Below are 23,749 nucleotides of genomic sequence, written 5' to 3' on the forward strand. Positions count from 1 at the left end.
CTAGTGCCTCGTCTTTGAACGTTGATTGGGTAACGCGTCGGTTCTGAGGACGGATCAGGCAAGCTGTCTCCCAGTGCTCGTGTGGGAGGTGGTGGCCGGTGGGTAGAAGACCGGAAGTGTTCGTCCGGCAGGTGTCGATGGCCGAGGGCCAGCGGTTGCAGCAGATCAGCCGGACGGCGAAGGATCCGGTGAAGCTGCGGCGGGCGATCGTGGTGCTGATGTCGGCGCAGGGCCAGCCGGCGCCGGACATCGCTCACCTGCTCCGGGCCAGCGAGGACTACGTCCGCGAAGTGATCCACGCGTTCAACGAGCGGGGGTTCGACGCACTGAGCCCAAAATAGAGCGGGGGTGCACCGAGACGGATCGATGAGCAGACCCGCGATTGGATCTGCGTCATCGCCCGGTGCGACCCCCGTTTCCTCGGCCAGCCATTCTCGGGCTGGTCCCTGGCCAAACTGCGCGACTACCTCATCACCACCGGCTACATCACCACGATCAGCGTCGAGACCGTGCGCCGTGTCCTGCACGAACGTGGCGTGTCATGGCAGGCCACCAAGACCTGGAAAGCCAGCACCGACCCCGACTTCACCACCAAGATGCGCCGGATCCTTCACCTCTACGACCACCCGCCGCCGGGCGGCCGTGTGCTGTGCGTAGACGAGTTCGGACCGCTGAACCTGCAACCCCGCCCCGGCCGGGCCTGGCGACCCCAGGCAAACCCCGTGCGACTACGCGCTACCTACACCCGCGACCACGGCGTACGACACATGATCGCCGCCCTCGACCTGGCCACCGGCAGGCTGCACTACCGCATCCGCGACCGCAAACGCTGGCGCGAGTTCCTGTCCTTCCTGAAGACCCTGCGCGCCCGCTGGCCCGACCAGAAGCTGCACCTGATCTGCGACAACTTCTCCCCACACAAACACCCCGAGGTCCGCACCTGGTGCACCGCCAACCACGTCGAACTGGTGTTCCTACCAACGTACGCGTCCTGGCTGAACTGGATCGAAGCCGAGTTCGCCGCCGTACGCTACTTCGGTGCGACTTCCGGAACCCGCCTCTGAAGCGATGTTTCGCAGTTCGTGCCCCCATTCCCCGGCCGGCCTCATCCCTGCGTTCCGCAGCTCAGCGTCGATATAGTCGGCGTCGCGGTGTGAAGGCGCAGGTCAGGGCGTTGCGGCCTTTCCTTTGCGCTGCTCGGAGTGGCCATGATCGATGGTGTCCTCATAACTGTCATGGTGATGCTCTGCCAGGTCCCGGCGCCAGCGGCGGATGGTGGCGTCGGCCGATGTCACCGTCTGCTCCCGGCGCGTGGCGGGGGCGCCCAGTTGCCCTGCCCGACCGTGGCGAGGTAGTCGTAGGCGGTTTCGGTGGGCGGGCACGGCCATGCGGATCGGCAGATCGGGCACCGGTCGACGCGCGGCCAGTGTTCGGTGATGATTCGCCGGGCGGACAGGATCATCCGGTTGCGTAGCTGGACAGTCGACAGGCCGGCCGGGCCCGGACGGCGTGGGTGGCCATCACCGACCGCAGGCCCGCTGCCGGGCCAGCGGGGTCAACAACGGTCGGCTGTCGAAGATGACCGTCGGCTGGTTGTGCAGCGAGGAGTATGCACCCGCCCGCGCCGCGTACCGGGTAGCGGGACCGACCGCGTCCAACCGTGCGGAACGGCGGCGGAGTCGACGGAATAGCCGGATCATGCGCGTGCTCCCGCACCCTCGATGGTGGGTGAGGCGTCCGCCCTTTCGGCTGCAACCGCCCCTATCGGATCTGTCATGCACGGCTGATTCGGAGGGGGGCCGAACCAGCCGTGCCACCACAGAAGGTAAGCGTGCTATTACGCTTCGGCTCTCACGGAATGGGGGACCACCCCGTAGCGGGGTACTTCAGACCACACCTACCAGCTCTGCGAGGCTGCGCAATTCATCCCGATTAGTAGCAGTTTCCCTGGTCAGTAGCTCCCGAACCGTCCCCCGCATCAGCAGATTCAGCGAGGACTCCTCGGGGGACTCCCGGTGCGCGCGCTGCAGCATGTGGATCGCGGCGTAGTCATCGCGTTTGCTGGCGTACGCCCGTGCGAGGTGCGTGAAGTGGGAGTGTCGACGCTCGATTGACGGGGACCGACCAACGTCGACCCGTTCCGCGATTCGCGCGGCCTCCCCTGGTCGGGACAGCTCCAGCGTTGCTGCGGCACGGTGAATGGCCGCATTGGTCAGACCGAAAAAGATGAAGTGGTGCTCTGTCTCCCCGGTGCGGGCTGCGAGCGCGTCGGCCCGGTCAAGCACGTCAAGTGTCCGCCGTTCGTCTCGCAGCCGGGCGTACTGGATCGACAGCAGTAGGTGTAGCCCGCCTAGGGCAGCGAGGCGAGCTGGGTCGTCGGCGCTGCGCTGCTGGTCGGCGATGGCCTGCCGGCACATGTCCACCGCATCCTCGGTATGCCCTCGATTGGAGAGCACCTGCCCCATGTTCCACGCAGCGGACGCCCGATAGGCGGGATCATCGGCCTCGTATGCGGCTGTCAGCGCCCGGTCAGCGGCGATGATCGCAAGGTCCTGAGCGCCGACCCTCTTCGCAAACGCGCGGACGAGTAGGTACAGGTCGGCCGCGACTCGCTGGGCTTGCCTTCGTTCGTTGCCGTCGAGGCGGGCGACCGCGGCCCGGGATGCGTGTACCAGTCCCGGCAGGACCGGGCTGGTGTAGGTGTAGCGCTGCCGCGACTGGTGCCACGTCGTCCACGCCAGCCGGACTGCCGACTGTAGTTCAGCGAGGTTTGACAGTTGGTTGGCATCGGGCGCGTAGGCGGTCATGGCCGCCCGCAGCGGCGGCACCGATTCGTGTTCGGCCGGGTCGTCGGGCATTACCCCGAGCGGATGGCCGGTGAGTTTGTAGAGGTCACGAACATTGAGAATCCGAGCAATCTCGATCCAGTCAGCCAGGCTGTTGACCGAGCGCTCTCCGGATTCCCACTTCCGCCACGCGCCCACGCTGACACCCTTGAGCTAGGCGCACACCTCCTGGGTGAGCCCGCGCCGCTTGCGATAGAGCTTTATCCGCGCACCGGGCGGCATTGGGTCGTGCTTCGGTTCCATGTTGGCCTCCCAGGTTGAGGTCTGGGCGCAGGCCGCCGGCCTCAACCCCGGCGGGCCGCCAACATCGACGGTACTCCCCGCCTCCACGCCAGGCTGTCACCTGTTCGCGTGGTCGCCTCGGGGCGCTAAGTCCCGTCCTCGTGGACGGAGTCCTCAGCCCGTACGGGGACGCGGCAACCGCCGGTCGGCTACACCGAGCACCCCTGCTTCCTGGCGAGGAAATCTGTCCCGGGCACCCCACACGCGGTGCCTGGATCACTGAACTGGCCGCCGTACTGGACATCGCCTAGGCCACGCCCTTCGGTGCTGGTTGACCAATCCATCGGGGTGTCTCTGTTGACGTGGTGTCAGGTGGACGGCGCGGCGACGCTACACGGTGCCACTTGTCCACCGTGCGCGGTGGTGAGAGCGTGCGATCATCACCCACTTCGTTGAGAGGTGTCACTATGACCACCGACGATCTGCTGGCCCGGCATCGGGCGGTCCTCCCGTCCTGGATGCCGCTCTACTACGACGAACCGCTCGAACTCGTCGCCGGCCAGGGGCGCCGGGTCACCGATGCGCAGGGCCGCACCTACCTGGACTTCTTCGGTGGCGTGCTGACCAACAGCATCGGTTACGACATTCCGGAGATCCGCGCGGCGGTGGAGCGCCAGCTGCGCACCGGACTCGTGCACACCTCGACGCTCTACCTGATCCGACAGCAGGTGGAGTTGGCCGAGAAGGTGGCCCGGCTGTCCGGGATCCCGGACGCCCGGGTCTTCTTCACCAACTCCGGCACCGAGGCCAACGAGGCCGCGTTGCTGATGGCTACCAACTATCGGCGTTCGCACCAGATCCTCGCCGTGCGAAACAGTTATCACGGCCGGTCGTACGCGACCATCGGGGTCACCGGCAACCGGGGTTGGTCGGCGAGCCCGCTGAACCCGTTGCAGGTGGCCTGGCTGCACTCGGGGGAGCGGCTGCGGGGCCTGCTGGCCCGGCTGCCCGAGGCGGATCGGATCGACGCGGCGGTGGAGGACCTGCGGGAGGTGTTGGCCACCCAGACCTCGGGTGATGTCGCCTGCCTGATCGCTGAGCCGATTCAGGGCGTCGGCGGATTCGTGCACGGCCCGGACGGGCTGCTCGCCGGCTGGCGCAAGGTGCTCGACGAGCACGGCATCCTGCTCATCTCGGACGAGGTGCAGACCGGCTGGGGGCGGACCGGCACGCACTTCTGGGGCTACCAGGCCCACGGCGTGACCCCAGACATGATCACCTTCGCCAAGGGGATCGGCAACGGGTTCGCGCTCGCCGGTGTGGTCGGGCGGGCCGAGGTGGTCGAGTCGGTGCCGGCGATCAGCTTCTCCACCTTCGGCGGCAACCCGATCGCCACCGCCGCCGGCAACGCCGTCCTCGACTACCTGCTCGACAACGATCTGCAGGCCAACGCGGACCGGGTCGGCACGATCCTCAACGAGGGACTGCGCGCCGCGGTCGGTGGGCTGCCCGGGGTCGCCGAGGTACGCGGCAAGGGGCTGATGCTCGGCGTCGAGTTCGTCCTTCCGGGCACCGCGGACCCAGATCCAGGGCGAGCGACCCAGGTGTTCGAGGCGTGTCGGGCCGGTGGCCTGCTCGTCGGCAAGGGTGGCCTGTACGGGAACGTGGTACGGATGGGCCCACCGTTGACCCTGACCGAGGAGGAGGCCCGGGAGGGGCTGGCAACGCTGGTGGACGCGATCCGGTCCGGCGGGACCGCGGCGGAGATGGCGGCATGAGTCTCATCGCGCACTTCGTGGACGGCAAGCTGCTCTCCGGCACGGCGGTGCGCCGCGGCGACGTCTTCGACCCGGCCACCGGCGTACGTACCGCGGAGGTCGAGCTGGCCTCCGCCGCGGAGGTGGCGGCAGCGGTCGAGGCTGCCGACCGGGCCGCGCGGAGCTGGCGAGACGCCTCCCTGTCGCGGCGCACGGCGGTGCTCTTCGCCTTCCGGGAGCTGGTCCACGCCCGGCGCGACCGGCTCGCCGAGGTGATCACGGCGGAGCACGGCAAGGTGCTCGCCGACGCCGCCGGTGAGGTGCAGCGCGGGCTGGAGGTGATCGAGTACGCCTGCGGCATCCCCGCGGCGATGCGCGGCGGGTTCAGCGAGAACGTCTCGACCGAGGTGGACTCCTACAACCTGCGCCAGCCCCTCGGGGTGGTGGCGGTGATCAGCCCGTTCAACTTCCCGGTGATGGTGCCGCTCTGGTTCGTGCCGGTCGCGGTGGCGACGGGCAACGCGGTGGTGCTCAAGCCCAGCGAGAAGGACCCGAGCGCGGCGCTGCTGCTGGCGGAGTGGTTCGCCGAGGCGGGCCTGCCGCCGGGGGTGCTCAACGTGGTCAACGGGGACAAGGAGGCCGTGGACGCCCTGTTGGATCACCCGGCGGTGCGGGCGGTGTCGTTCGTCGGCTCCACGCCGGTCGCCCGCCATGTGCACCAGCGGGCGTCGCTGGCGGGCAAGCGGGTGCAGGCCCTCGGCGGGGCGAAGAACCACATGGTGGTGCTCCCGGACGCGGATCTGGACCTGGCCGCCGACGCCGCCGTCAACGCGGGGTTCGGGTCAGCGGGGGAGCGCTGTATGGCGATCTCGGCAGTGGTCGCGGTGGAGCCGGTCGCGGACGTGCTGGTCGCGAAGATCGCCGAGCGGATGGCGGGGCTGCGCACCGGCGACGGCCGGCGCGGCTGCGACATGGGCCCGCTGGTCACCGCCGCGCACGCCGAGCGGGTGCGCTCGTACGTCGAGGCGGGCGTGGCGGCGGGCGCGGTGCCGGTGGTGGACGGGCGGGACGTGCGCCCGGACGGGGACCCGAACGGCTATTGGCTGGGCCCGACCCTGTTCGACCGGGTCACCCCGGAGATGTCGGTCTACACCGACGAGATTTTCGGGCCGGTGCTGTCGGTGGTCCGGGTCGGTGCGTACGAGGAGGCCGTCCACCTGGTCAACACCAACCCGTACGGCAACGGGACGGCCATCTTCACCAACGATGGGGGCGCAGCCCGGCGCTATCAGCACGAGGTGGAGGTGGGCATGGTCGGGATCAACGTACCGATCCCGGTGCCGATGGCGTACTACTCCTTCGGCGGCTGGAAGGCGTCGCTCTTCGGCGACCTGCACGCGCACGGCGAGGACGGGGTGCGCTTCTTCACCCGGGGCAAGGTGGTCACCAGCCGTTGGCTGGACCCCCGACACGGTGGGGTCAACCTGGGGTTCCCCACCCAGACCTGAGTACCCGCAGGGTGCCCGCCCCGGCCAGGTAGGCCACCAGCGCCGGGACGGGCAGCCCGAGCAGCAGCGGGGCGTCCCGTGGGGCGGTCGCGTTGATCACGAGCGCGGCGACGACGGCGACGAAGGCGGCGACGGTGAGCACGCTGCGGCCGGTGGTCCGCCAGTGGTGCTCCACCCGGTCGTCCGATGGCGGGGCGGGCGCTCGGGCGGCTGGGGGGCGGCCGGTGCGCGCCTCGATCGGACCGAAGATGGCGACCAGGACAGCCAGGAACACCCCGAGGATCAGCACCCAGGGAATTCGCCAGGCCAGCCAGGTGGCCGTGCCGGCGGCCGGGGTCGGCAGCAACCCCACCGCGTCCAGGGCGCCGATCGCCAGGATCGCCGCGCTCAGGTGCCACAGGAAGACCGTCAGTACGACGCTGTTCACCGCGATCACCGCCATCCAGGGGCGGTCGCGGCGTAGCCAGCGCTGCGCCGGCCGGCGCAGCAGTAGGAGGAGCCCGAGCTGTGCGGTGCTCACCGCCAGTAGCGCGAGGCTGGGCGGGGCGGCGTTGTTCAGCCGCTCACCCGGAATGTTGATCATGCTGACCGGGTACGGGCCGGGGCCGGTCAGCAGAATCGCCACCGCCAGCCCGCCGAGTAGCGCCGTCCACCCGGCCCGCCGGGACAGCGGTAGCCGCCGGGTCCGGAGCCCCGCCGAGCGGCCGCGCGGTGCCGTGGCGTCAGCGTCTTTCTTGTCCGCGTCGTACCAGGCGAAGCCGATCTGGTGAATGGCCAGCCAGCCGAAGAGATAGTTCGGCAGGGCGGCGTCGTGCAGATTGAGTTCGCGCGTCAGGTCGCCCACCGCGACCAGGACGGCCAGCGCCACCGGTACGAGTAGCCCGTACCGCCGGTGCAGCGCGTACATCACCGGGGTCAGGGGCACCACGAGGAGGTACGCGGCGAGGAACCACAGCGGGATGGTGGCGAAGTAGACCACGGTCCGGACCAACGACGGGTCGGCGCCGCCAAGCCGGGCGGCGAGGCCGGCGGCGGCGAGGACGAGGATCAGCACGCTGGTGGGCCGGAGCAGGCGGGCACTGCGGCCGAGCAGCCAGCCGGTGGCGTCCCCGCCGCGACGGCGGTGCGAGGCCAGGGACGCGGCGTTGGCGTACCCGCCGACCAGGAAGAAGATCGGCATGACCTGGACCGCCCAGGTCACTGGGTAGGCCCAGGGGAAATCGGGGAGCGCGGAGCGCGCGGTGGGTTGCCCGGAGGCGTCGTGCGCGATGTCCACGACGCTCCAGTGACCGAGAACGACCATGATGATGGCGAGGGCCCGGAGCAGGTCGAGGTAACGGTTCCGGCTCGCCGGTGTCGCCTCGGCGAGTCGGCGCAGGCGGCCCATGAGCGTAAGCGTAGGGGAAGGTGCTGCTCACCGTCGGTGTTCGCTCAGATGTGGCTGTTGGCCGGCACCCGGTTCGGGTGCCGGCCAACAGTTTCGTTCCCCCTTGTGTGGGTCAGGTCTGCGGGGGTTTGTTTGTGGGTGGTGCGGGTGGGGTCAGCTGGTCCAGTGCTCGGCNACGAGGTCGGCGGCCTGGGTCTCCCACTGGGCGTAGTGGAACGGGTACGCCGACACCTGNACCTTCTGGGCGGCNTCGGTCANNGGCATGTCCTGCCAGCCCTCGACCTGCTTGAGGCCGTTGAGGAAGGCGGTGGTGGAGTAGGCGGGGTCGGTGATCTGCTCCACCGTGCCCCAGCCNGANGACGGGCGCTGCTGGAACAGGCCCTGCGAGTCGTGGTCGTTACGCGCGCCCAGGTGTCCCAGGTTCTCCAGCTTCGACTCCTGCAGGCTGGTGCCGATCGCCACTACGGCGGCACGCTCGTCCATGCCGGCCTTCTTGGTGGCCTCGATGATGGCCTTGACGTTGGCGACCTGCTCGTCGCCCAGGTCGATGCGCGACTGCTCGCCCTGGGTGCCGTGCGGGATCAGCGTGTCCCTGTCCGGCTTCGCGACCTGAACGGCCGCAGCAGCGGCCGGGATGGTGTCGGTGAGGGTGGCCAGGGGGCCGGCGACGACACCGGTGGACAGGGCCAGACCAGCGATACCAAGGACGCTACGACGCAGAATCGTGTTCATCATGGGGTTGCTCCATTCGGGGGTCGACACCCACACGCACGCCCGAAGGAAAAGGGGGGCCTTCAGGCGGTAAAGGGGCGGGTGCAAGCACCGTCCGGCGCTCAACAGAACAGGGGAGAGAGGATCCTCGGCTACCGCGGCCGGGGGGACACGCACGGCGCCGGGTCCAGATGTAACGACCGGCGGGCCGCCAACATTCCGGGGCTCACGCACGGCTGGCATCCGCCATCGGCGGAACGCCGGCTCGGTCGTACGCAGGGTGTAACGCCCTGACGGCGGCCGGGATTCCGCCACCACCGTGCCCCCGACCACACCCCAAACCGGCATGAGTCACGCGTAACCATCTGCAGGGTCCGGGAAGGCTCAAACCACGCGCCCCCCGCCGAGTTGTCCGGATGTGATCACGCCCGGTCGGTGCGGTCCGGGAGCGTGCCGGCCGAACCCGGCGGGTCAGCGCCAAAGATAACGTTTTGAAAACTTCATCCATGGTCTTGACATGAAGTGGGGGTCAGTAAGAAATTTTACCAACAGTAAACTTTCTTTGCGGAAAGAGTCCCGGATGGTTGATCGCGAGGTGGGCACCACCGCGGAGCCCGTGGTGGCCAACGCCGACGGGCTCGACCGCCGCGGCGTCCGTGCTGATGCGGCCGACGGCGTGCTGGCCCGGGTTCGGGCCGGGGTGGGCGACCTGACCGGGGCCCTGCGCCGGGTCGCCGAACACGTGCTCAGCGACCCGGAGGCCGTCACCCGCGCCACCATCGTCGAGCTGGCCGAGGGCAGTGGCACCTCCCCGGCCACCATCACTCGCTTTTGCCGGGCAATGGGCTTCGAGGGCTATGCGGACCTTCGGCTCGGCATCGCCGCCGAGAGCGGTCGGGCCCGCCTGGCCGGTTGGGCCGTCGACATCGGCCGCGAGATCCAGCCCGGTGATCCGCTGCGCCGGGTGCTCGAACAGATCATCGCCGCCGACACCCGGGCGATGCACGACACCGCTGCCCTGCTCGACCTCGCCGAGGTGGAGCGGGCCGCCGCGGCGATCGCCGCGGCGGGCCGGGTGAACATCTTCGGCGCCAGCGGTAGTGCCCTGGTCGGCGAGGAGATGCAGTTCATGCTGCACCGCATCGGAGTCGCCGCCTGGGCCTGGAACGACGTGCACGAAGGGCTGGCTTCGGCGGCCCTGCTGGGAGCCGGGGACGTCGCCCTCGGCGTCTCGTACGGCGGCCGGACCCGGGAGACCATCGAGATGCTGGCGGAGGCCGGCAGCCGGGGCGCGACCACCGTCGCGGTGACCGGCTTCGCCCGCTCGCCGCTCGCCGAGCTGGCGGAGATCGTGCTGCTCACCGCCAGCGGTGCCACCACCTTCCGCCCCGACGCGCTGTCCGCCCGGCACCCCCAACTGGTCGTACTCGACCTGCTCTACATCGCCGTCGCCCAGCGCACCCACGACCGAGCCCACGCGGCCCTGCGACGTACCGCCCAGGCCGTTGAGGGGCACAAGGCGGCGAAGGAGGCCAGCTCATGACCAGCGCACCTCGGTACGTCGAAGCGGTCCCGCTGACCGCCGAGGCCGTACGACGGATTCACCAGTCCGCAGTGGTACCCCCGTTCTACCGCTAAGGAGAATCGCATGTCCGCTACCCCCGATCTCAACCGTCGGACCCTGCTGCGACGCGCCGCAGCCGCGGGTCTGCTGACCATCCCCGCTGCCGGCCTGCTCAGCGCCTGCGCCGGCAGCGAGCCGGCCCAGGAGCAGAGCTCCGACGTCGAGAAGAGCAAGGACAACCCGTTCGGCGTCCAGGACGGCAGCTCCGTCAAGGTGGTCATCTTCAACGGCGGGCTGGGCGACCAGTGGGCCAAGGAGGACGAGGCCGTCTTCAAGGCCAAGCACCCGAACGTCACGGTCAACATGTCCTCGACCCAGAAGATCAAGACCGAAGAGCAGCCGAAGATGGCGACCCAGCCCAGCGACGTCGTCATGAACTCCGGTGCCGACATTATGGACATCAGCACTCTGGTCAACGAGGGTGCGATCGAGCCGCTGGAGGATCTGCTCGCCGCTCCGGCGTGGGACAGCGAGGGCACGGTGGCGGACACCCTGCTGCCGGGGACCGTCAACGACGGCACCTACCAGGGCAAGTTCTACGTGGTGAACGTCGCCTACACGGTTTGGGGCAACTGGTACAACGCCGCCCTCTTCGAGAAGGAGGGTTGGCAGCCGCCGAAGACTTTCGACGACTTCTTCGCTCTCGCGCCGAAGATCAAGGCGAAGGGCATGGCCCCGTACGTCTACGACGCGGTGCACGGCTACTACCCGCGCTGGGCGCTGATGGCGACGATCTGGAAGTCCGCCGGCAAGCAGGCGGTGATCGACATCGACAACCTGAAGGAGAACGCCTGGAAGGCCGACGGGGTGCTGCCGGCCCTGGAGGTGTGGGAGAAGCTGGTCAAGGACAAGCTGCTGCTCCCCGGCCAGCTCGACCACACCCAGTCGCAGCAGGCGTGGCTCGACGGCAAGGCCGCCTTCATCCAGCTCGGCACCTGGCTGAAGAACGAGATGGCGGAGACCATTCCCCCGGGCTTCGAGATGAGGCTGTCGGATTACTGGAGCCTGGGGGCGGGCGACAAGGCGCCGAACGACGTCTACGCCGGTGCGGGCGAGGGCATCGTCGTGCCCTCGAAGGCACCGAACAAGGCCGCCGCCAAGGAGTTCCTGCGGGCGGTGCTCTCCAAGGAGGGCTCGGCGAAGTTCGCCGAGCTGACCAAATCCCTCGCCTCCACCAGGGGCTCCGGGGACAACGTCCAGGACTCGGCGTTGGCCAGCGCCAACGAGCTGATGAGCAACGCTCCGCAGGATCTCGTCTCGGTCAAGTTCTGGAACTTCTACGCCGACCTGGACAAGGAGAGCCAGAACCTCTCCGCGGAGCTGATGGCTGGCCGGCTGACCGCCCAGCAGTTCGTTGACGGCATGCAGGGCGCCGCCGACAAGGTCGCCGGCGACTCGTCGATCAAGAAGCAGACCCGCTCCGCCTGAGCCGAACGGAAAGAGTGAGTCCCATGCGGCATGGTGTCGCGCGTTTCGTCATCGGCTTCCTGGCCCTGCCGGTCGCGCTCTACCTCTTCTACGTGGTCTGGCCATTCGCCCAGGCGGCTGGTTACTCATTGACCGACTGGGGTGGCTACTCCGATCGGCAGCAGTTCGTCGGGCTGGAGAACTACGTCCGGCTCCTCTCCGACGAGCTGATCAGGAAGGCCTTCTGGCACAACGTCTTCTTCCTGGTCACCGTGCCGCTGTTCACGATCGCGCTGGCTCTGTTTCTCGCGTTCCTGCTCAACGTGGGCGGACGCGAGGACAGGGCCGGCATCCGGGGTGTCCTCGGCTCCGGTGTTTACAAGATTATCTTTTTCTTCCCGCAGGTGCTGTCGCTGGTCGTCGTCGCCGTCATGTGGCAGCAGATCTACCGGGCCGACGGGCAGGGCCTGATCAACGGCGTGTTGATGAAGGTCGGGCTGGTCGATCGGGACAACCCGATCGCGTTCACCAATGACCCGGAACCCTTCCTCGGCGTCCCCGCGGTGCTCTGGTGGCTGCTGCTGATCGCGGTCTGGAGCGGCGCCGGGTTCTACATGGTGCTCTTCTCCGCGGCGATGCAGTCCATTCCGAAGGACGTCTTCGAGGCCGCCATTCTCGACGGTGCCGGTCGGTTTCACACCTTCTTCCGGGTCACGCTGCCGCTGCTGCGGGACACCGTCTCGGTCGCCTGGATCTATCTGGGCTTCATCGCCCTGGACATGTATGCCCTGGTCTTCGTGATGACGCCCAGCCAGGGTGGCCCGAACCACGCCAGCGAGATCTTCGCGTCGGTGCTCAACTTCACCGCCTTCCAGAAGGGCCAGTTCGGTTACGCCTGCGCGATGGGTGTGGCGCTGGCGATCTTCGCGATTCTCCTGGCCGCGGCGCAGCTGAAAATCACCCGCCGCGAGCGGATTGAGTACTGAGGAGCCGACGATGAGTACGGTGACCCACGACCCCGGTCCCGTCGGGCCGGATCTTGTTCCGCCGGCCCGCACCACGTCGGCCCGCCGTTCTGGGTCTGGCGGCCGGCGGCCCGGCACGCAGATCTTCAACGGCTTCTCCCACCTGTTCCTGCTGGTCTGGGCGATCATGGTCGTCTACCCGCTGATCTGGGTGGTCATGTCGGCCCTGAAGAGCGACGCGGAGGTGATCCGGCAGCCGCTGTCGCTGCTTCCGGAGACCCTACGCTGGGAGAACTTCGGCCGGGCCTGGACCGAGGGGCAACTCGGCGACTTCTTCCTCAACACTGTGCTCGTGTTGGCGGGTAGCGTCACGCTGACCATGCTGTTCGGTTCGATGGCCGCGTACGTGCTGGCGCGTTACGACTTCCCCGGTAACCGACTGATCTACTACATGTTCCTGTCCGGCCTCACGCTGCCGATCTACCTCGCCGCCGTGCCGCTGTACAAGGGCGTCTTCAACACCGGGGTGTTCTTCCCGCCGCTCGGGCCGAACAAGCACCTGATGCTGATCCTGGTGTACGTGGCGTGGTCGCTGGCGTTCACGGTCTTCTTCATGCACTCCTTCTTCCGGACCCTGCCGAACGCGATCGCCGAGGCGGGTCTGATCGACGGGGCCTCACACACCCGGCTGTTCTTCAGCGTGATGCTGCCGATGGCGAAGCCGGGCCTGATCAGCATCGGTATCTTCAACATGCTCGGGCAGTGGAACCAGTGGTATCTGCCGACGCTGCTGATGCAGTCCGTAGATGGTGAGTCGAAGAACCAGGTCATCGCCCAGGGCCTGATCGACCTGTCGGTCAATCAGGGGTACAAATCCGACTGGTCCGGGCTCTTCGCCGGGGTCACCATGGCGATGTTGCCGGTGTTGATCGTGTACATCGTCTTCCAACGCCAGGTGCAGTCGGGCTTGACCGCAGGCGTCGGCAAGTAGCCTGCCGCCATTCCGGCGAACCGCCGCCCGCCCAGCGAATCCGGCCCACCAGCCCGGGGGATCGGTTGTCGGCCAGCCTCGCGACTGATTTGTTGCCGGGCTGGCCGGCGATGTCGTACCGGGCGGGCAGAATCGCGATCATGGCGGCGGTGGTGGCGGTGGTGGCGGGTGCGGACCATCGACTCCCCGCTGCTCCGGGGGCGGGCACCGGGGTCGGCGGGGGAGTGCTGCAACCGCTCGACGCTGCCGGAGCGCCGATCGGGCTGCCGGAGCAGGTCGCCGACCTGGCTGCCGCGGTGGCCGACCGCGAGCGAAGGGAGCGCCCTCGCTGGGTTTGGGCGTCCGGTGCGGCGCTCTACCCCGTGTTGCTGCGGGCCGGGGTGCGGGTTGACCGTTGCCACGACGTCGAGCTGACCGAGGCGTTGCTCCTCGGTCACGCGGGCCGGTGGGGTGAGCCGCGTTCCTTCGCCGCCGCCTGGGCGCGCCTGACCGGCGCGCCGGTGCCGCCCGATCCGCCGCCGCGGTTGGCCGAGCCCCCGGGCTACGGCCAGGGTGCGCTCTTCGAGTCGCTGCCGGCTCCGCCGGGTCCTGGCATCGTGGCCCTGACCCGGGTCTACGCCGACCAACTCGCTCGGATCGCCGCCACCGAGCAGCCGGGCCGATTCCGGCTGTTGGTGGCGGCCGAGTCAGCGGGGGCGCTGATCGCCGTCGAGTTGGGGGCGGCGGGGCTGCCGTGGCGGGTGGACGTGCACGACGCCCTCCTCGGCGAGCTACTCGGTGCCCCCTCCCCGGTGGGTGGGCCGCCACACCGGCTGGCGGAGCTGGCCGCCCGGATCGCGGCCGCCTTCGACGTTCCGCAGCTGCACGTCGATTCGCCGCTGGAACTGGTGCGGGCGTTCGCCCGGGCGGGGGTGGAGGTGCCGAACACCCGGTCCTGGGTGCTGCGTGGCGTTGACCACCCCGCGGCGCCGCTGGTCCTGGCGTACAAGGAGCTCTACCGGATCTGGACGGCGCACGGCTGGGCCTGGCAGGACGCCTGGGTGCGGGAGGGTCGGTTCCGCCCGGAGTACGTACCCGGCGGTGTGGTCTCCGGCCGGTGGGCGACCCGAGGTGGTGGGGCGCTACAGATCCCGAAGGTGATTCGGCGGGCGGTGGTGGCGGACCCGGGTTGGACGTTCGTGGTGGCCGACGCGGGGCAGCTCGAGCCGCGGATCCTGGCGGCGGTCTCCGGCGACACTCGGCTCGCCGCCGCGGCCCGGGCGGGCGACCTGTACGCCGCTCTGGCCGCCGATGCGTTCGGCGGGGACCGGGCGCGGGCCAAGGTGGCCCTGCTCGGCGCCATGTACGGGCAGACCGGCGGTTCGGCGGCACCGGCGTTGGAGGTGCTGCGGCGTAACTATCCGGCGGCCTTCGGCTATGTGGAGACAGCCGCCCGCAGCGGCGAGGCCGGCGAGTTGGTTCGCTCCTGGCTCGGCCGTACCTGCCCACCCGGCTCGGTCGAGCTTGCTGAGGTGGATTCGGTCCCGGCCGGGGGCGAGGGGGGTCGGTCGGCGCGGGCGCGGGCGCGTGGCCGGTTCACCCGGAACTTCGTCATCCAGGCTACCGCCGCCGAGTGGGCCGCGACGCTGTTGGCCATGCTCCGGGGGGAGCTGGCTGGCAGCGACGCCAGGCTGGCCGGCGGCGACGCTGAGCTGGTTTTCTTCCAGCACGACGAGGTGATCGTGCACTGCCGCGCCGAGCGGGCCGCGGCGGTGGCCGCGGCGGTGACCCGGTGCGGGGAGCGGGCGAGCGCGTTGCTTTTCGGGCGGACGCCGGTGCGTTTCCCGCTCGATCTCTCCACCGTTGAGTGCTACGCCGACGCCTACTGACATCGGTCCTCGGGGTGTGGGCGGGCTGGCGGGCCGGAGCTGCTGGTTCGGCCCGCGCCCGGGGACGCTGTCAGTCCCGGGCAGCGCCGTCAGTCCCGGCCACACACCTGACTCTCGCCTTTTGTCTCTAATGGTCGGAATATCCGATTCACGGCCGGAACCTGAACGCTGACTGCTCGTTGGGTCCGTTGTGCGTCCCGGACCGGGCGGGTGGCCTGCCCGGTCCGTTACCAAGACGGAGGTGGCACCGCTGAACCGGACCGCAGGAATGATCATCGCCGCGGGTGGCGGGCGCCGGATCGGTGGCCCCGAGGCGCTGCTGTGCCAGGGCGAGAAGCCGCTGGTGAGCACGATGATCGACACGATGACGGCGGCGGGCTGCGAGCAGATCGTGGTTGTCCTCGGCGCCGCCGCCGACCAGGTACAGGAAACCGCTGACCTTACCCCGGCCACCGTCGTGGTGAACCGGGCCTGGGGAACCGGAGTGGGCTCCTCGATCAAGGCTGGCCTCGCGGCGATCGACGACGATGCCATCGAAGCGGTGGTCGTCGTTCCGGTGGACATGCCGGGCCTGACCGCGGCGGCGGTCCAGCGGGTCGCCGCACTGCCGTACCCGGACGTGCTGGTCTGCGCCACCTACGGCGGACTGCGCGGCTACCCGATGCTGTTCGGCCGCCGGCACTGGTCCGGCATCGCCACGCTGGCCAGCGCGGACGTCGGCGCCCGTCCATACCTGCTGGCACACAAGGACCAGATTGTCGACATCTCCTGTGACACCGTCGCCGACGGCAGCCGGGTCGACAGCCCGGAGTTGATGGCCCTGTACGGGTTGACCATCCCGCCGCAGCGGGTCGGCGCGTAGTCAGCCCGGCAGATCGAACAGGTCGGCGGCGTTGGTCCAGCACACCCGCCGCAACCAGGCGTCGCCCAGGTCGAGTCGGGCCAGCGCGGTGAGCTGGGCGGCGTACGCGTAGGGCAGGTTGGGAAAGTCGCTGCCGTGCAGCACCTTGCCAGCCAGGCCCAGCTCGCGTAGCCGGGGCAGCTCCGCGGCGGGGAAGGGCACGGCCTGGTCGAAGAACGGGGTGAAGGCCATGGTGGTGTCCAGCCGTACGTTCTCGTACCGGTCGGTGAGGTCGAGGAAGGCCGTGTAGTCGGGTGCGCCGAGGTGCGCCACCACCGCGGCGAGTCGCGGGTGCCGGGCGAGTAGGGCGGCGAAGGGGCCGGGGCCGGTGTGTGCGGTACCGGCCGGAGCGTGTCCGGCGTGCACCACCACCGGCACCCCGGCGTCGGCGAGCAGCCCCCACACCGGATCGAGCAGCGGATCGGTCGGGGCAAACCCGCCGACCTGCACGTGCACCTTGAACACCCGGGCACCGGCGGTGAGCGCCTCGGTGACGTAGTGGGGTGCCGCCGGCTCGGGGAAGAACGTGGCCGAGGGGAGACAATCCGGGTTCGCGCGGGCGAAGTCGAGGGTCCAGGAGTTCAGGTCGGCGGCCATCGCGGGGCGGTGCGCGTACGCCAGGGCAGTGAACGCCCGTACGCCCATCCGGCGCAGGTGCGCCAACCGCTCCGCGTCGCTCCACCGGTAGCGGATGGGCCAGGTGGTACCGAGGAGTGGACCGGCCCCGTCGAAGTACGCCCACACCCGACGCAGCAGCCGGGGCGGGAGGAAGTGCACGTGTACGTCGGCGATGCCGGGTAGGCCGAGCCCCTGCCAGAACGCCGGGACGTCGGCGTCGTTGGCCTCGTTGGCCTCGTCGATGGTCACCGGCACCGCCGTCAGACCTCGATGTTGAAGCGATTGAGCAGGTGCGGGGCGACCAGCCCGATGGCGGAGAGTACCGCGACGATGGTGAGCGCGGTCCGGACGAACACCACCTCGGTCTTGCCGCCCGCCCGGAGTGCGATCGAGTCCGGCAGACTGATCATCCGCCACATCCGACGTTTGATCGGGATTGGCCAGAGGATCGGCACCCCGGCCCGAGTGATCATGTCGCCGAGGATGTGGACGAAGCAGCCGACGCCGACGGCCAGCCCGATCATCGGGTATCCGCGGTCTCCCGGCAGGGTGGCGAAGGTGAACCACGCCGCGGCGAGCGAGGCGAGGGTCACCACGAGCCAGCCGGCGCGTTCGGCCCAATCGTCGAAGAGGCCGCGCAGGGCGAGACCGAACATGAAGAAGAGGATGCCGATCACGGCCCACTTGCCGTACGCGGCGCAGAGCGCGGTGGTGCCCCAGCCGACCAGCACGGTGAAGGGGATGGTGTGGGTCAGGGTGCGGTGCCCGTTGGTGCGGCGCGGGTCCCGACTCAGCTTCGTCGCATAGTAGACGCCGAGCGACACCTTCTCGGTCACCTCGGCGACGAAGAGGGAGACGACGCCGAAGGTGCGGGCGACCGTGGCGCCACCCTGGTTTCGGGTGACCTTGCCGGAGAGGTCGAGGTCCGGAAAGAGCGCACCCCCCGCGCAGACCGCGGTGCCGACGGCGAGTGCGAGCGGCGACTGCTCGTAGCCGGCGAAGTGGTCCAGCGCCAAGGAGCCGGCCAGCCACACCGTCGCGCCAGACAGCGCGTGCGACGGTCCCATCATGCCCGCTCACCCTCCCCGGATCCCGGACGCCCAGCAGCTACGTCACTGTAGTGCAGTGGGGGCACCACTCGGGAGCGCACCCGCCTCCGAACGGGACGGTACGGTCCGGAGGAGCTCGGATCCGGCCGCTGGCTGCCCCGGCACTGGGGCGAGAAATGAGGTGACCGGGTTGGTGGGGGCGGCTACGGTGGCGCCGATTGTTGACGGGAGGGTGACATGACAGGTGCACGCCGACACGGGCAGGTGCTCATCTTCGATGCCGACGACACGCTCTGGGAGAACAACATCGTCTTCGAGCGGGTCATCGAGGACTTTCTGACCTGGGTGGAGCACCCGACCCTGGAGCGCACCGAGATCCGTATGATCCTCGACGACATCGAGCGGGCCAACGCGGTCGTGCACGGCTACGGCAGCAAGGTCTTTCTGCGCAGTCTCGGTGAGTGTTTCGAGCGGCTGCGGGAGCGGCCGGCCACGGCCGCCGAGCGGCGGGGAATCGAGGAGCTGGCCGTCGCCCTGGTCGAGCACCGGGTGGAGCTGATGCCGGGGGTGGCCGCGGCGTTGGACGAGTTGGCCGGCCGGCACGAGCTGTTCCTGCTCACCAAGGGCGACCAGGAGGAACAGCAGCGAAAGCTGGACGCCTCGGACCTGCTGCAGCACTTCCGGGCCGCGCACATTGTGCCGGAGAAGGACGTGACCACCTACCGGTGGCTGGCCAATGAGCACGACTTCGCGCCGTCGCGTGCCTGGATGATCGGGAACTCCCCGAAGTCGGACATTCTTCCGGCTCGGGCGGCTGGCATGAACGCCGTCTACCTCCCGAACGAGCACACCTGGGTGTTGGAGGACGACGCGTTGGACCACGACGACGCGGCGGTGCTACACCTCACCGCCTTCCCCGACCTGCTGCGTCACTTCTGATGTGGAGCGCTCCGCCGCTGCTGGTGGGCGGAGCGCTCACACGTCCGTGCCGCGGACGATTGCCACCGCCACCCGACAGAACTCGTCCATGTCGGGCTGGAACCCGGCCGCGATGTCCGGGTGTAGACCGGAGCGGGTCTCGTCCAGCAGCCGTTGGCAGACCTGCTCGACCGGCTCGCCGGCGTAGCTTTCCCGGACCCGGTCGGTGGCGGCCTGAAGCGCCGAGGTCAGCTGCTCCTCCAGCGGGCCACGCAGCTTCTTCTGTACCGGGTCCCGGGGATCCAGCGTGACGTGTGGCTCGGACATCGGCGCTCCCTTCCTCGGCGACCGGGTACCCCGCCCGTTGGCGTCGGTTACACCGCGGTCGGCACGGCGGCGACCCGCACCTCGTACGAGTAGTCCTCCGCCGGCTCCTCCCGGTACGTCATTGTTCTGATCTGCCGGTCATCGTCGTAGAGTGCGACGTCCACCAGGACGCCGAGGTGGGCCAGACCGATGCTGGCCACCCGCTTCTTGTCCTGGAGCACCGCACACACCCCGCCGAGTAGCGTGCTGGCGTCGGATGTGCGGTGCCCCGGCGGGCAGCGCAGCACGAGGTCTACTTCGATCGGCCCGGACAACGGGGTCCAGCCGGTGTGCTGAGCCGCCGCACAGGCCGCTTGAAGTAGGGCACGGACCCTCGTTGCCTGCCGATGCCCGGCGGCGAAGATGGACAACGCTTCGGTTTTGACCGGTGGCAGGCCGCTCACCTTGACGGTCAGGGCGACAGCGCGGGTGTCCTGCACAACGGCACCTCCTTGTTGCGGACGATCCTGCCCAATCAGCGACGCAGCGGTGTGGGTTCGCCGGAAAACCGGCCGATCGGGCGGGCAGGGTTGGCCGAGGCGTGTCGACGTCGCTGGCGAACGCGCAGGTAAGGCTAGTCCACCTGGTGCGCTCTGGGTAACTGTTCGCTCACTCGACGAGATGTTGCCCGGCTAGGATGCGGTCGAGGTGGACCGAATGAACTCCACGATCACCTTACCGAGCTGCTCTCCCGCGTCCTCTTGGAGGAAGTGCCCGGCTCCCCTGAGCACCGGGTGGTCGAGTCCGGCAGCACCCGGTACGCTGCGGCGCAGCACCGGTGCCATCCCCCCGGTGATCGGATCCTGGTCGCTGAACGCCACCAGGAACGGGCGCTCCCAACGGGAGAGTTCGGTCCAGGCGGCGCGGTTGGCGGTGCTGGCCGGATCGTCTGGTGCGGTCGGCACCAGGGTGGGCATGGTGCGGACGCCGGCGAGGTAGGACTCGTCCGGGAACGGCGCGTCGTACGCTGCCAGCTCCGCCTCGGTCAGCTCGCTCTGGCAGCCCGACTGCACCAGCCGGGACACCGTCAGCTCGGGGGCCGTCTCGACCATCCGCCGGAACTGCCACCAGAGCTCCGGCATCGGCTGATCACCGGTGGGCAGCCCGGTGTTGGCAGCCACCACCCGGGCGAAGCGGTCCGGGTGCTCGGCGACCAGGCGGAGTCCGATCAGGCCGCCCCAGTCCTGCCCGACCAGCGTCACCCCGGTCAGGCCCAGCTTGTCGAAGGCGAAGCTGCGGATCCACTCGACGTGCCGGGCGTAGCTGTGCTCGCTGCGCTCGGCCGGCTTGTCGGACCGGCCGAAGCCGATGAGATCCGGTGCGATGGCCCGCAGTCCGGCGTCGGCAAGCACCGGGATGACCTTCCGGTACAGGAATGACCAGCTGGGTTCCCCGTGCAACAGCAGCACCGGTTGGCCATCCGCCGGGCCGGCCGTGACGTAGGCCATCCGTAGGCCGTCCAGGTCGACGTGGTGGGGCTCGTAGGGGAAATCGGGCAGGTTGGTGAACCGGCTGTCCGGAGTACGCAGTGCAGACATGGCAGTCAATATCGCACAGTGCGCCGGTGTGCGGTTAGCGCGCTCAGCGGACCCGGGCCGACTGGGAGACGGCGTCCGCTCCTTCCCGCTCGATGGTGGTGAGGCTGTCGATCGTGGTGGCGGCGATGTTGCGCATCGCGTCCTCGGTAAAGAAGGCCTGGTGACCGGTGATCAACACGTTGGGGAAGGTGTTGAGCCGGGAGAAGTCGTCGTCATCGAGGACCCGGTCGGAGAGGTCCTCGAAGAACAGGTCGGTCTCCTCCTCGTACACGTCGAGACCGAGATAGCCGATCTGGCCGTTCTTGAGCCCGTCGATCACCGCCCGGGTGTCCACCAGCGCCCCACGGCTGGTATTGATCAGCATTACCCCCCGGCGCATCTGGGCGATCCGTTCGGGATTGATCAGGTGCTCGGTGTCCGGGGTCAGCGGGCAGTGCAGGGTGATGACGTCCGAGTCGCTCAGCAGGCGGGGCAGCGGCACGTACTCGATCCCGGCCGCGGCCACCGCGTCGTCCGGGTACGGGTCACTGGCGATGACCCGGCAGCCGAACCCGGACAGGATGCGGGCCACACAGAAGCCGATCTTCCCGGTGCCGACGACGCCGACCGTCCGACCGTGCAGGTCGAAGCCGAGTAGCCCGGTGAGCGCGAAGTTGTGCTCCCGGACCCGGTTGTAGGCCCGGTAGACCTTGCGATTGAGGGCGAGGATCAGGGCAACCGTGTGCTCGGCCACGGCGTACGGGGAGTACTCCGGCACCCGGACCACGGTGAGGCCGAGCCGGCGGGCGGTGGCCAGATCCACGTGGTTGAAGCCGGCGGAGCGGAGCGCGATCAGGCGGACGCCGTCCGCGGCCAGCCGCTCCAGCACCTCGGTGCCGAGGTCGTCGTTGACGAACGCGCAGACCGCCGCTGCGCCGCTGGCGAGCTTGGCGGTCTGCGGGGTCAGTCGGGGCTCGAGGAATTCCAGGTCGTGGCCGTCTGCTGGGTTGGCTGCCGACAGGAACTCCCGGTCGTACGGCTTTGTGCTGAACACCGACACGCGCATCAGGAACCTCCCGGTGAAACCCTACGGCCTGTGTGTTTGCCCGCGAAGGGCGGGTTGTCGACTGGGATCTACGGCGGCTGACACCGCCCGGCCCCGCCGTGGGTTGACGCTGATCGCAGCCTCCGCGTGCGTCTTCGTCGCCGGGTTGGTGACTTTCGGTGTGGGCTCGCTCGGTGCCGGTCTGGGCTGCTGCTCGGCGGTGGGGTCACCGGTACGGCCCGGGCGTGGTGGTACCCGGGATCGCCCGGAGCCCTGCCGACGGTGCGGCGGCGAGGACGGTAGCTCGTCGGCCGAGGTGCACCCAGGTGGAAACTGGACAACGCCCCGCTCTACGGCCGGTGCCACCGCGTCCCGAGTTCTGCTCGGGCGTCGAGTGGGTACGTCCGGTCCAGGCGTGGAACGCACGGTAGAACGAGCTGGGTTCGCCGTAGCCGAGGAGGAACGCGATCTCGGCTACCGAGAGGTGCCCTTCGCTGAGATAGCGGTGGGCGATCGCTCGCCTGGTGTCGTTGAGTACGGTCTGGAAGGTGGTGCCTTCGCTTTTCAACTGACGTTGCAGGGTGCGGGTACCCATCATCAGTTTGCGGGCCACGCCGTCGACGGTGCCTCGGCCGCTGGGCAACAGTTCGAGCAGGGCGGCCTGTACCCGTTGACGTACGGTGGAGCCGCGCTCCAGGTGGGCGAGTCGTCTGCGGAGCTCCGGCTCGAAGAACTCCCACATCGGCTCGTTCGCGGTGAGGAACGGTCGGGCCGAGTCCCGGGCGCTGAAGGTCACGGTGAAACGCTCGGTCTGCCGTACGCGGATTCCGAGGTAGTCGGCGAGTGCGGCGGCGGCGGACGGTGGCTGGGCGCTGGTGACGGCGATCGGCACCACCCTTGTCCGGGTGGCCAGTCGGGCCAGAGCGACCCACCAGACGAGCTCGGTCGTTGTCAGGACTTCCGGGGCCGGTGGTGTGGCGGCCAGTGCAGTTCCACCTCGAGCCCCGCACCGGTGGTGGTGATGGTGAGTCGTAGCGGTCCGATGAGCGCCTTGTACCTGGCGATGCGGGCAGCGGCTCGGGGGCTCACACCGTGAGTGCAACGCCCGTCTCTCGCTCAGAGACCTGCCACAGCGTGCGGATGGCGGCACCGGCCCCGGGGCGTAGGACCGGCAGCCGGACGGCGCGGCCGCTGTTGACGAACCGCGGGCCGTAGAACTGGCCACCCCTGGTGTCCGGGTCGGTGGCGGCGCGGATCTGGGGCATCGCGCCGTTGACGACCCCCATGCCGGTGCGCCGGGCCATCCAGGCGAAGAGGGCGCCCAGCCAACCACCACCACCCTGTTCGACCGTGTGGACCTGTAGGTCGCTGCTGGTCAGGCCTGGGTGCGCGAGGAGGCTCTGGGCCTTCGCTCCGGCCCGGTCGAACTCCTGTTGCAAGCCGATGGCGAAGTGGTAGTTGGCGAGCTTGGACTGGCCGTAGGCGCGCCACGGGCCGTAGGTGCCGTTCAGGTGTGGATTGTTCGGATCGACCGAGCGCCCGAAGTGGTGGGCTGTTGACGTCACGGTCACGACCCGGGCGGCGGGAGCGGCCAGGATTGCCGGCATCAGCAACGCCGTCAACGTCCAGTGCCCGAGGTGGTTGACTCCGAACTGCATCTCGTACCCGTCGGTGGTCCGGCGCTCTGGCAGCGCCATCAGCCCGGCGTTGTTGACCAGGATGTCGATCTGGTCGTGCCGGGCCAGGATGTGCTCGGCGGCCTGTCTCACCGATGCCTGTGAGCCGAGATCGAGCTCGACCAGTTCCAGGGAGGCGGTCGGGGTCTCCGCCCGGATCTTCGCCACCGCCTTTGTCGCTTTGTCCTGATTACGCACCGCCATCACCACATGCGCACCCCGGCTGGCGAACACCTTCGCGGTCTCCAACCCCAGGCCCCCGTTCGCGCCGGTGACCACCGCCGTGCTGCCGGTCAGGTCCGGAACAGATTCGCGAGTATATTCCACCGAACCTCCCCCCTTTGGTCGTCCGTGTCAGCAAGTCTGATCCACG

Annotated in this window: 22 protein-coding genes and 3 pseudogenes; 11 read left to right on the forward strand and 14 right to left on the reverse strand. The window is 69.2% G+C overall.

Translation table 11 applies throughout. The annotated features are described in order from the left end of the window. Positions 1–98: 98 nt before the first annotated feature. The gene (locus B118_RS32795; RefSeq protein ID WP_238323903.1) at positions 99–341 is read left to right on the forward strand and encodes a helix-turn-helix domain-containing protein; all 243 of its coding nucleotides are present in this window, start codon (positions 99–101) and stop codon (positions 339–341) included. A 15-nt stretch (positions 342–356) separates the two neighbouring features. Then, a pseudogene (locus tag B118_RS31685) lies at positions 357–1,064 on the forward strand (IS630 family transposase); the annotation flags it as partial. A gap of 102 nt (positions 1,065–1,166) precedes the next feature. Here the strand turns inward: B118_RS31685 and B118_RS33445 are convergent. From B118_RS33445 to B118_RS0111430, 4 genes and pseudogenes are all read right to left on the reverse strand, one after another. Continuing rightward, positions 1,167–1,295 carry a hypothetical protein gene (locus B118_RS33445; RefSeq protein ID WP_272945081.1) on the reverse strand — a complete coding sequence of 43 codons (129 nt, stop codon included), beginning with the start codon at positions 1,293–1,295 and terminating at the stop codon, positions 1,167–1,169. Continuing rightward, positions 1,292–1,521 (reverse strand): annotated as a pseudogene (locus B118_RS32800) (hypothetical protein). Before B118_RS32800 ends, B118_RS33445 begins: the two are co-directional and overlap by 4 nt. Beyond that, on the reverse strand, positions 1,521–1,700 hold the full coding sequence (locus tag B118_RS0111425) for a hypothetical protein (RefSeq protein ID WP_028192782.1): 180 nt from the start codon (positions 1,698–1,700) through the stop codon (positions 1,521–1,523). Before B118_RS0111425 ends, B118_RS32800 begins: the two are co-directional and overlap by 1 nt. Positions 1,701–1,886: 186 nt before the next feature. Further along, positions 1,887–2,984, reverse strand: coding sequence for a tetratricopeptide repeat protein (locus tag B118_RS0111430; protein ID WP_028192783.1), 1,098 nt, complete (start codon positions 2,982–2,984; stop codon positions 1,887–1,889). 551 nt (positions 2,985–3,535) lie between these two features. Between B118_RS0111430 and B118_RS0111435 the strand changes: the two genes are divergently transcribed. Together B118_RS0111435 and B118_RS0111440 are read left to right on the forward strand one after the other, a co-directional pair. Beyond that, positions 3,536–4,846 carry an aspartate aminotransferase family protein gene (locus B118_RS0111435; RefSeq protein ID WP_018811142.1) on the forward strand — a complete coding sequence of 437 codons (1,311 nt, stop codon included), beginning with the start codon at positions 3,536–3,538 and terminating at the stop codon, positions 4,844–4,846. Next, entirely contained in the window at positions 4,843–6,333 is a 1,491-nt protein-coding gene (locus B118_RS0111440) for a CoA-acylating methylmalonate-semialdehyde dehydrogenase (RefSeq protein WP_028192784.1), read from the forward strand. Before B118_RS0111435 ends, B118_RS0111440 begins: the two co-directional genes overlap by 4 nt. Here the strand turns inward: B118_RS0111440 and B118_RS0111445 are convergent. Further along, the gene (locus B118_RS0111445) at positions 6,305–7,720 is read right to left on the reverse strand and encodes an acyltransferase family protein (RefSeq protein ID WP_028192785.1); all 1,416 of its coding nucleotides are present in this window, start codon (positions 7,718–7,720) and stop codon (positions 6,305–6,307) included. The two genes, B118_RS0111440 and B118_RS0111445, sit on opposite strands and share 29 nt — an antisense overlap. A gap of 153 nt (positions 7,721–7,873) precedes the next feature. Next, complete coding sequence (locus B118_RS0111450) at positions 7,874–8,452, reverse strand: hypothetical protein (RefSeq protein WP_028192786.1); 579 nt, start codon at positions 8,450–8,452, stop codon at positions 7,874–7,876. 559 nt (positions 8,453–9,011) lie between these two features. On the opposite strand from B118_RS0111450, the gene B118_RS0111455 reads away from it, so the two are divergent. From B118_RS0111455 to B118_RS0111485, 6 genes are all read left to right on the forward strand, one after another. Next, positions 9,012–9,974, forward strand: coding sequence for a MurR/RpiR family transcriptional regulator (locus B118_RS0111455; protein WP_018223482.1), 963 nt, complete (start codon positions 9,012–9,014; stop codon positions 9,972–9,974). A 105-nt stretch (positions 9,975–10,079) separates the two neighbouring features. Beyond that, positions 10,080–11,483 carry an N-acetylglucosamine/diacetylchitobiose ABC transporter substrate-binding protein gene (ngcE, locus tag B118_RS0111465; RefSeq protein ID WP_018223484.1) on the forward strand — a complete coding sequence of 468 codons (1,404 nt, stop codon included), beginning with the start codon at positions 10,080–10,082 and terminating at the stop codon, positions 11,481–11,483. A 23-nt stretch (positions 11,484–11,506) separates the two neighbouring features. Beyond that, positions 11,507–12,448 carry a carbohydrate ABC transporter permease gene (locus B118_RS0111470; RefSeq protein WP_018223485.1) on the forward strand — a complete coding sequence of 314 codons (942 nt, stop codon included), beginning with the start codon at positions 11,507–11,509 and terminating at the stop codon, positions 12,446–12,448. Between the two features lie 10 nt (positions 12,449–12,458). Then, complete coding sequence (locus B118_RS0111475; protein ID WP_018223486.1) at positions 12,459–13,418, forward strand: carbohydrate ABC transporter permease; 960 nt, start codon at positions 12,459–12,461, stop codon at positions 13,416–13,418. Between the two features lie 110 nt (positions 13,419–13,528). Next, positions 13,529–15,286: a bifunctional 3'-5' exonuclease/DNA polymerase gene (locus B118_RS0111480; protein WP_028192787.1), complete on the forward strand. Its 1,758-nt coding sequence runs from the start codon at positions 13,529–13,531 to the stop codon at positions 15,284–15,286. 268 nt (positions 15,287–15,554) lie between these two features. Further along, entirely contained in the window at positions 15,555–16,148 is a 594-nt protein-coding gene (locus tag B118_RS0111485; protein WP_018811314.1) for a nucleotidyltransferase family protein, read from the forward strand. Here B118_RS0111485 and B118_RS0111490 read toward each other — a convergent pair whose 3' ends face one another. Continuing rightward, the gene (locus B118_RS0111490) at positions 16,149–17,048 is read right to left on the reverse strand and encodes an amidohydrolase family protein (protein ID WP_155246513.1); all 900 of its coding nucleotides are present in this window, start codon (positions 17,046–17,048) and stop codon (positions 16,149–16,151) included. Positions 17,049–17,065: 17 nt separating this feature from the next. Continuing rightward, positions 17,066–17,875: a metal-dependent hydrolase gene (locus B118_RS0111495; protein WP_018223490.1), complete on the reverse strand. Its 810-nt coding sequence runs from the start codon at positions 17,873–17,875 to the stop codon at positions 17,066–17,068. 216 nt (positions 17,876–18,091) lie between these two features. On the opposite strand from B118_RS0111495, the gene B118_RS0111500 reads away from it, so the two are divergent. Beyond that, entirely contained in the window at positions 18,092–18,793 is a 702-nt protein-coding gene (locus B118_RS0111500; RefSeq protein WP_026270687.1) for an HAD family hydrolase, read from the forward strand. Between the two features lie 36 nt (positions 18,794–18,829). On the opposite strand, the gene B118_RS0111505 is transcribed toward B118_RS0111500, so the two are convergent. From B118_RS0111505 to B118_RS0111530, 6 genes and pseudogenes are all read right to left on the reverse strand, one after another. After that, on the reverse strand, positions 18,830–19,099 hold the full coding sequence (locus B118_RS0111505) for a hypothetical protein (RefSeq protein WP_018223492.1): 270 nt from the start codon (positions 19,097–19,099) through the stop codon (positions 18,830–18,832). Between the two features lie 47 nt (positions 19,100–19,146). Further along, positions 19,147–19,578 carry a RusA family crossover junction endodeoxyribonuclease gene (locus tag B118_RS0111510; RefSeq protein WP_018223493.1) on the reverse strand — a complete coding sequence of 144 codons (432 nt, stop codon included), beginning with the start codon at positions 19,576–19,578 and terminating at the stop codon, positions 19,147–19,149. A gap of 192 nt (positions 19,579–19,770) precedes the next feature. Then, on the reverse strand, positions 19,771–20,676 hold the full coding sequence (locus B118_RS0111515; RefSeq protein ID WP_018223494.1) for a haloalkane dehalogenase: 906 nt from the start codon (positions 20,674–20,676) through the stop codon (positions 19,771–19,773). Between the two features lie 43 nt (positions 20,677–20,719). Further along, entirely contained in the window at positions 20,720–21,721 is a 1,002-nt protein-coding gene (locus tag B118_RS0111520; RefSeq protein ID WP_018223495.1) for a 2-hydroxyacid dehydrogenase, read from the reverse strand. A 329-nt stretch (positions 21,722–22,050) separates the two neighbouring features. Continuing rightward, positions 22,051–22,777, reverse strand: a pseudogene (locus B118_RS28200) (helix-turn-helix transcriptional regulator); the annotation flags it as partial. Positions 22,778–22,785: 8 nt separating this feature from the next. Beyond that, positions 22,786–23,703, reverse strand: a complete 918-nt coding sequence (locus B118_RS0111530; protein WP_018223497.1) for an oxidoreductase — start codon at positions 23,701–23,703, stop codon at positions 22,786–22,788. Between the last annotated feature and the right edge of the window lie 46 nt (positions 23,704–23,749).

The organism is Salinispora pacifica CNR114 (genome assembly GCF_000514775.1).
Classification (GTDB): Bacteria; Actinomycetota; Actinomycetes; order Mycobacteriales; family Micromonosporaceae; genus Micromonospora; species Micromonospora pacifica.

Excerpts from the sequence above, each read along its gene's own strand:
- B118_RS0111425 (WP_028192782.1), bottom strand. The coding sequence starts at position 1,700 with ATGATCCGGCTATTCCGTCGACTCCGCCGCCGTTCCGCACGGTTGGAC.
- B118_RS0111435 (WP_018811142.1), top strand. The coding sequence starts at position 3,536 with ATGACCACCGACGATCTGCTGGCCCGGCATCGGGCGGTCCTCCCGTCC.
- B118_RS0111440 (WP_028192784.1), top strand. The coding sequence starts at position 4,843 with ATGAGTCTCATCGCGCACTTCGTGGACGGCAAGCTGCTCTCCGGCACG.
- B118_RS0111445 (WP_028192785.1), bottom strand. The coding sequence starts at position 7,720 with ATGGGCCGCCTGCGCCGACTCGCCGAGGCGACACCGGCGAGCCGGAAC.
- B118_RS0111455 (WP_018223482.1), top strand. The coding sequence starts at position 9,012 with ATGGTTGATCGCGAGGTGGGCACCACCGCGGAGCCCGTGGTGGCCAAC.
- ngcE (WP_018223484.1), top strand. The coding sequence starts at position 10,080 with ATGTCCGCTACCCCCGATCTCAACCGTCGGACCCTGCTGCGACGCGCC.
- B118_RS0111470 (WP_018223485.1), top strand. The coding sequence starts at position 11,507 with ATGCGGCATGGTGTCGCGCGTTTCGTCATCGGCTTCCTGGCCCTGCCG.
- B118_RS0111475 (WP_018223486.1), top strand. The coding sequence starts at position 12,459 with ATGAGTACGGTGACCCACGACCCCGGTCCCGTCGGGCCGGATCTTGTT.
- B118_RS0111480 (WP_028192787.1), top strand. The coding sequence starts at position 13,529 with ATGTCGTACCGGGCGGGCAGAATCGCGATCATGGCGGCGGTGGTGGCG.
- B118_RS0111485 (WP_018811314.1), top strand. The coding sequence starts at position 15,555 with ATGATCATCGCCGCGGGTGGCGGGCGCCGGATCGGTGGCCCCGAGGCG.
- B118_RS0111495 (WP_018223490.1), bottom strand. The coding sequence starts at position 17,875 with ATGATGGGACCGTCGCACGCGCTGTCTGGCGCGACGGTGTGGCTGGCC.
- B118_RS0111500 (WP_026270687.1), top strand. The coding sequence starts at position 18,092 with ATGACAGGTGCACGCCGACACGGGCAGGTGCTCATCTTCGATGCCGAC.
- B118_RS0111505 (WP_018223492.1), bottom strand. The coding sequence starts at position 19,099 with ATGTCCGAGCCACACGTCACGCTGGATCCCCGGGACCCGGTACAGAAG.
- B118_RS0111515 (WP_018223494.1), bottom strand. The coding sequence starts at position 20,676 with ATGTCTGCACTGCGTACTCCGGACAGCCGGTTCACCAACCTGCCCGAT.
- B118_RS0111520 (WP_018223495.1), bottom strand. The coding sequence starts at position 21,721 with ATGCGCGTGTCGGTGTTCAGCACAAAGCCGTACGACCGGGAGTTCCTG.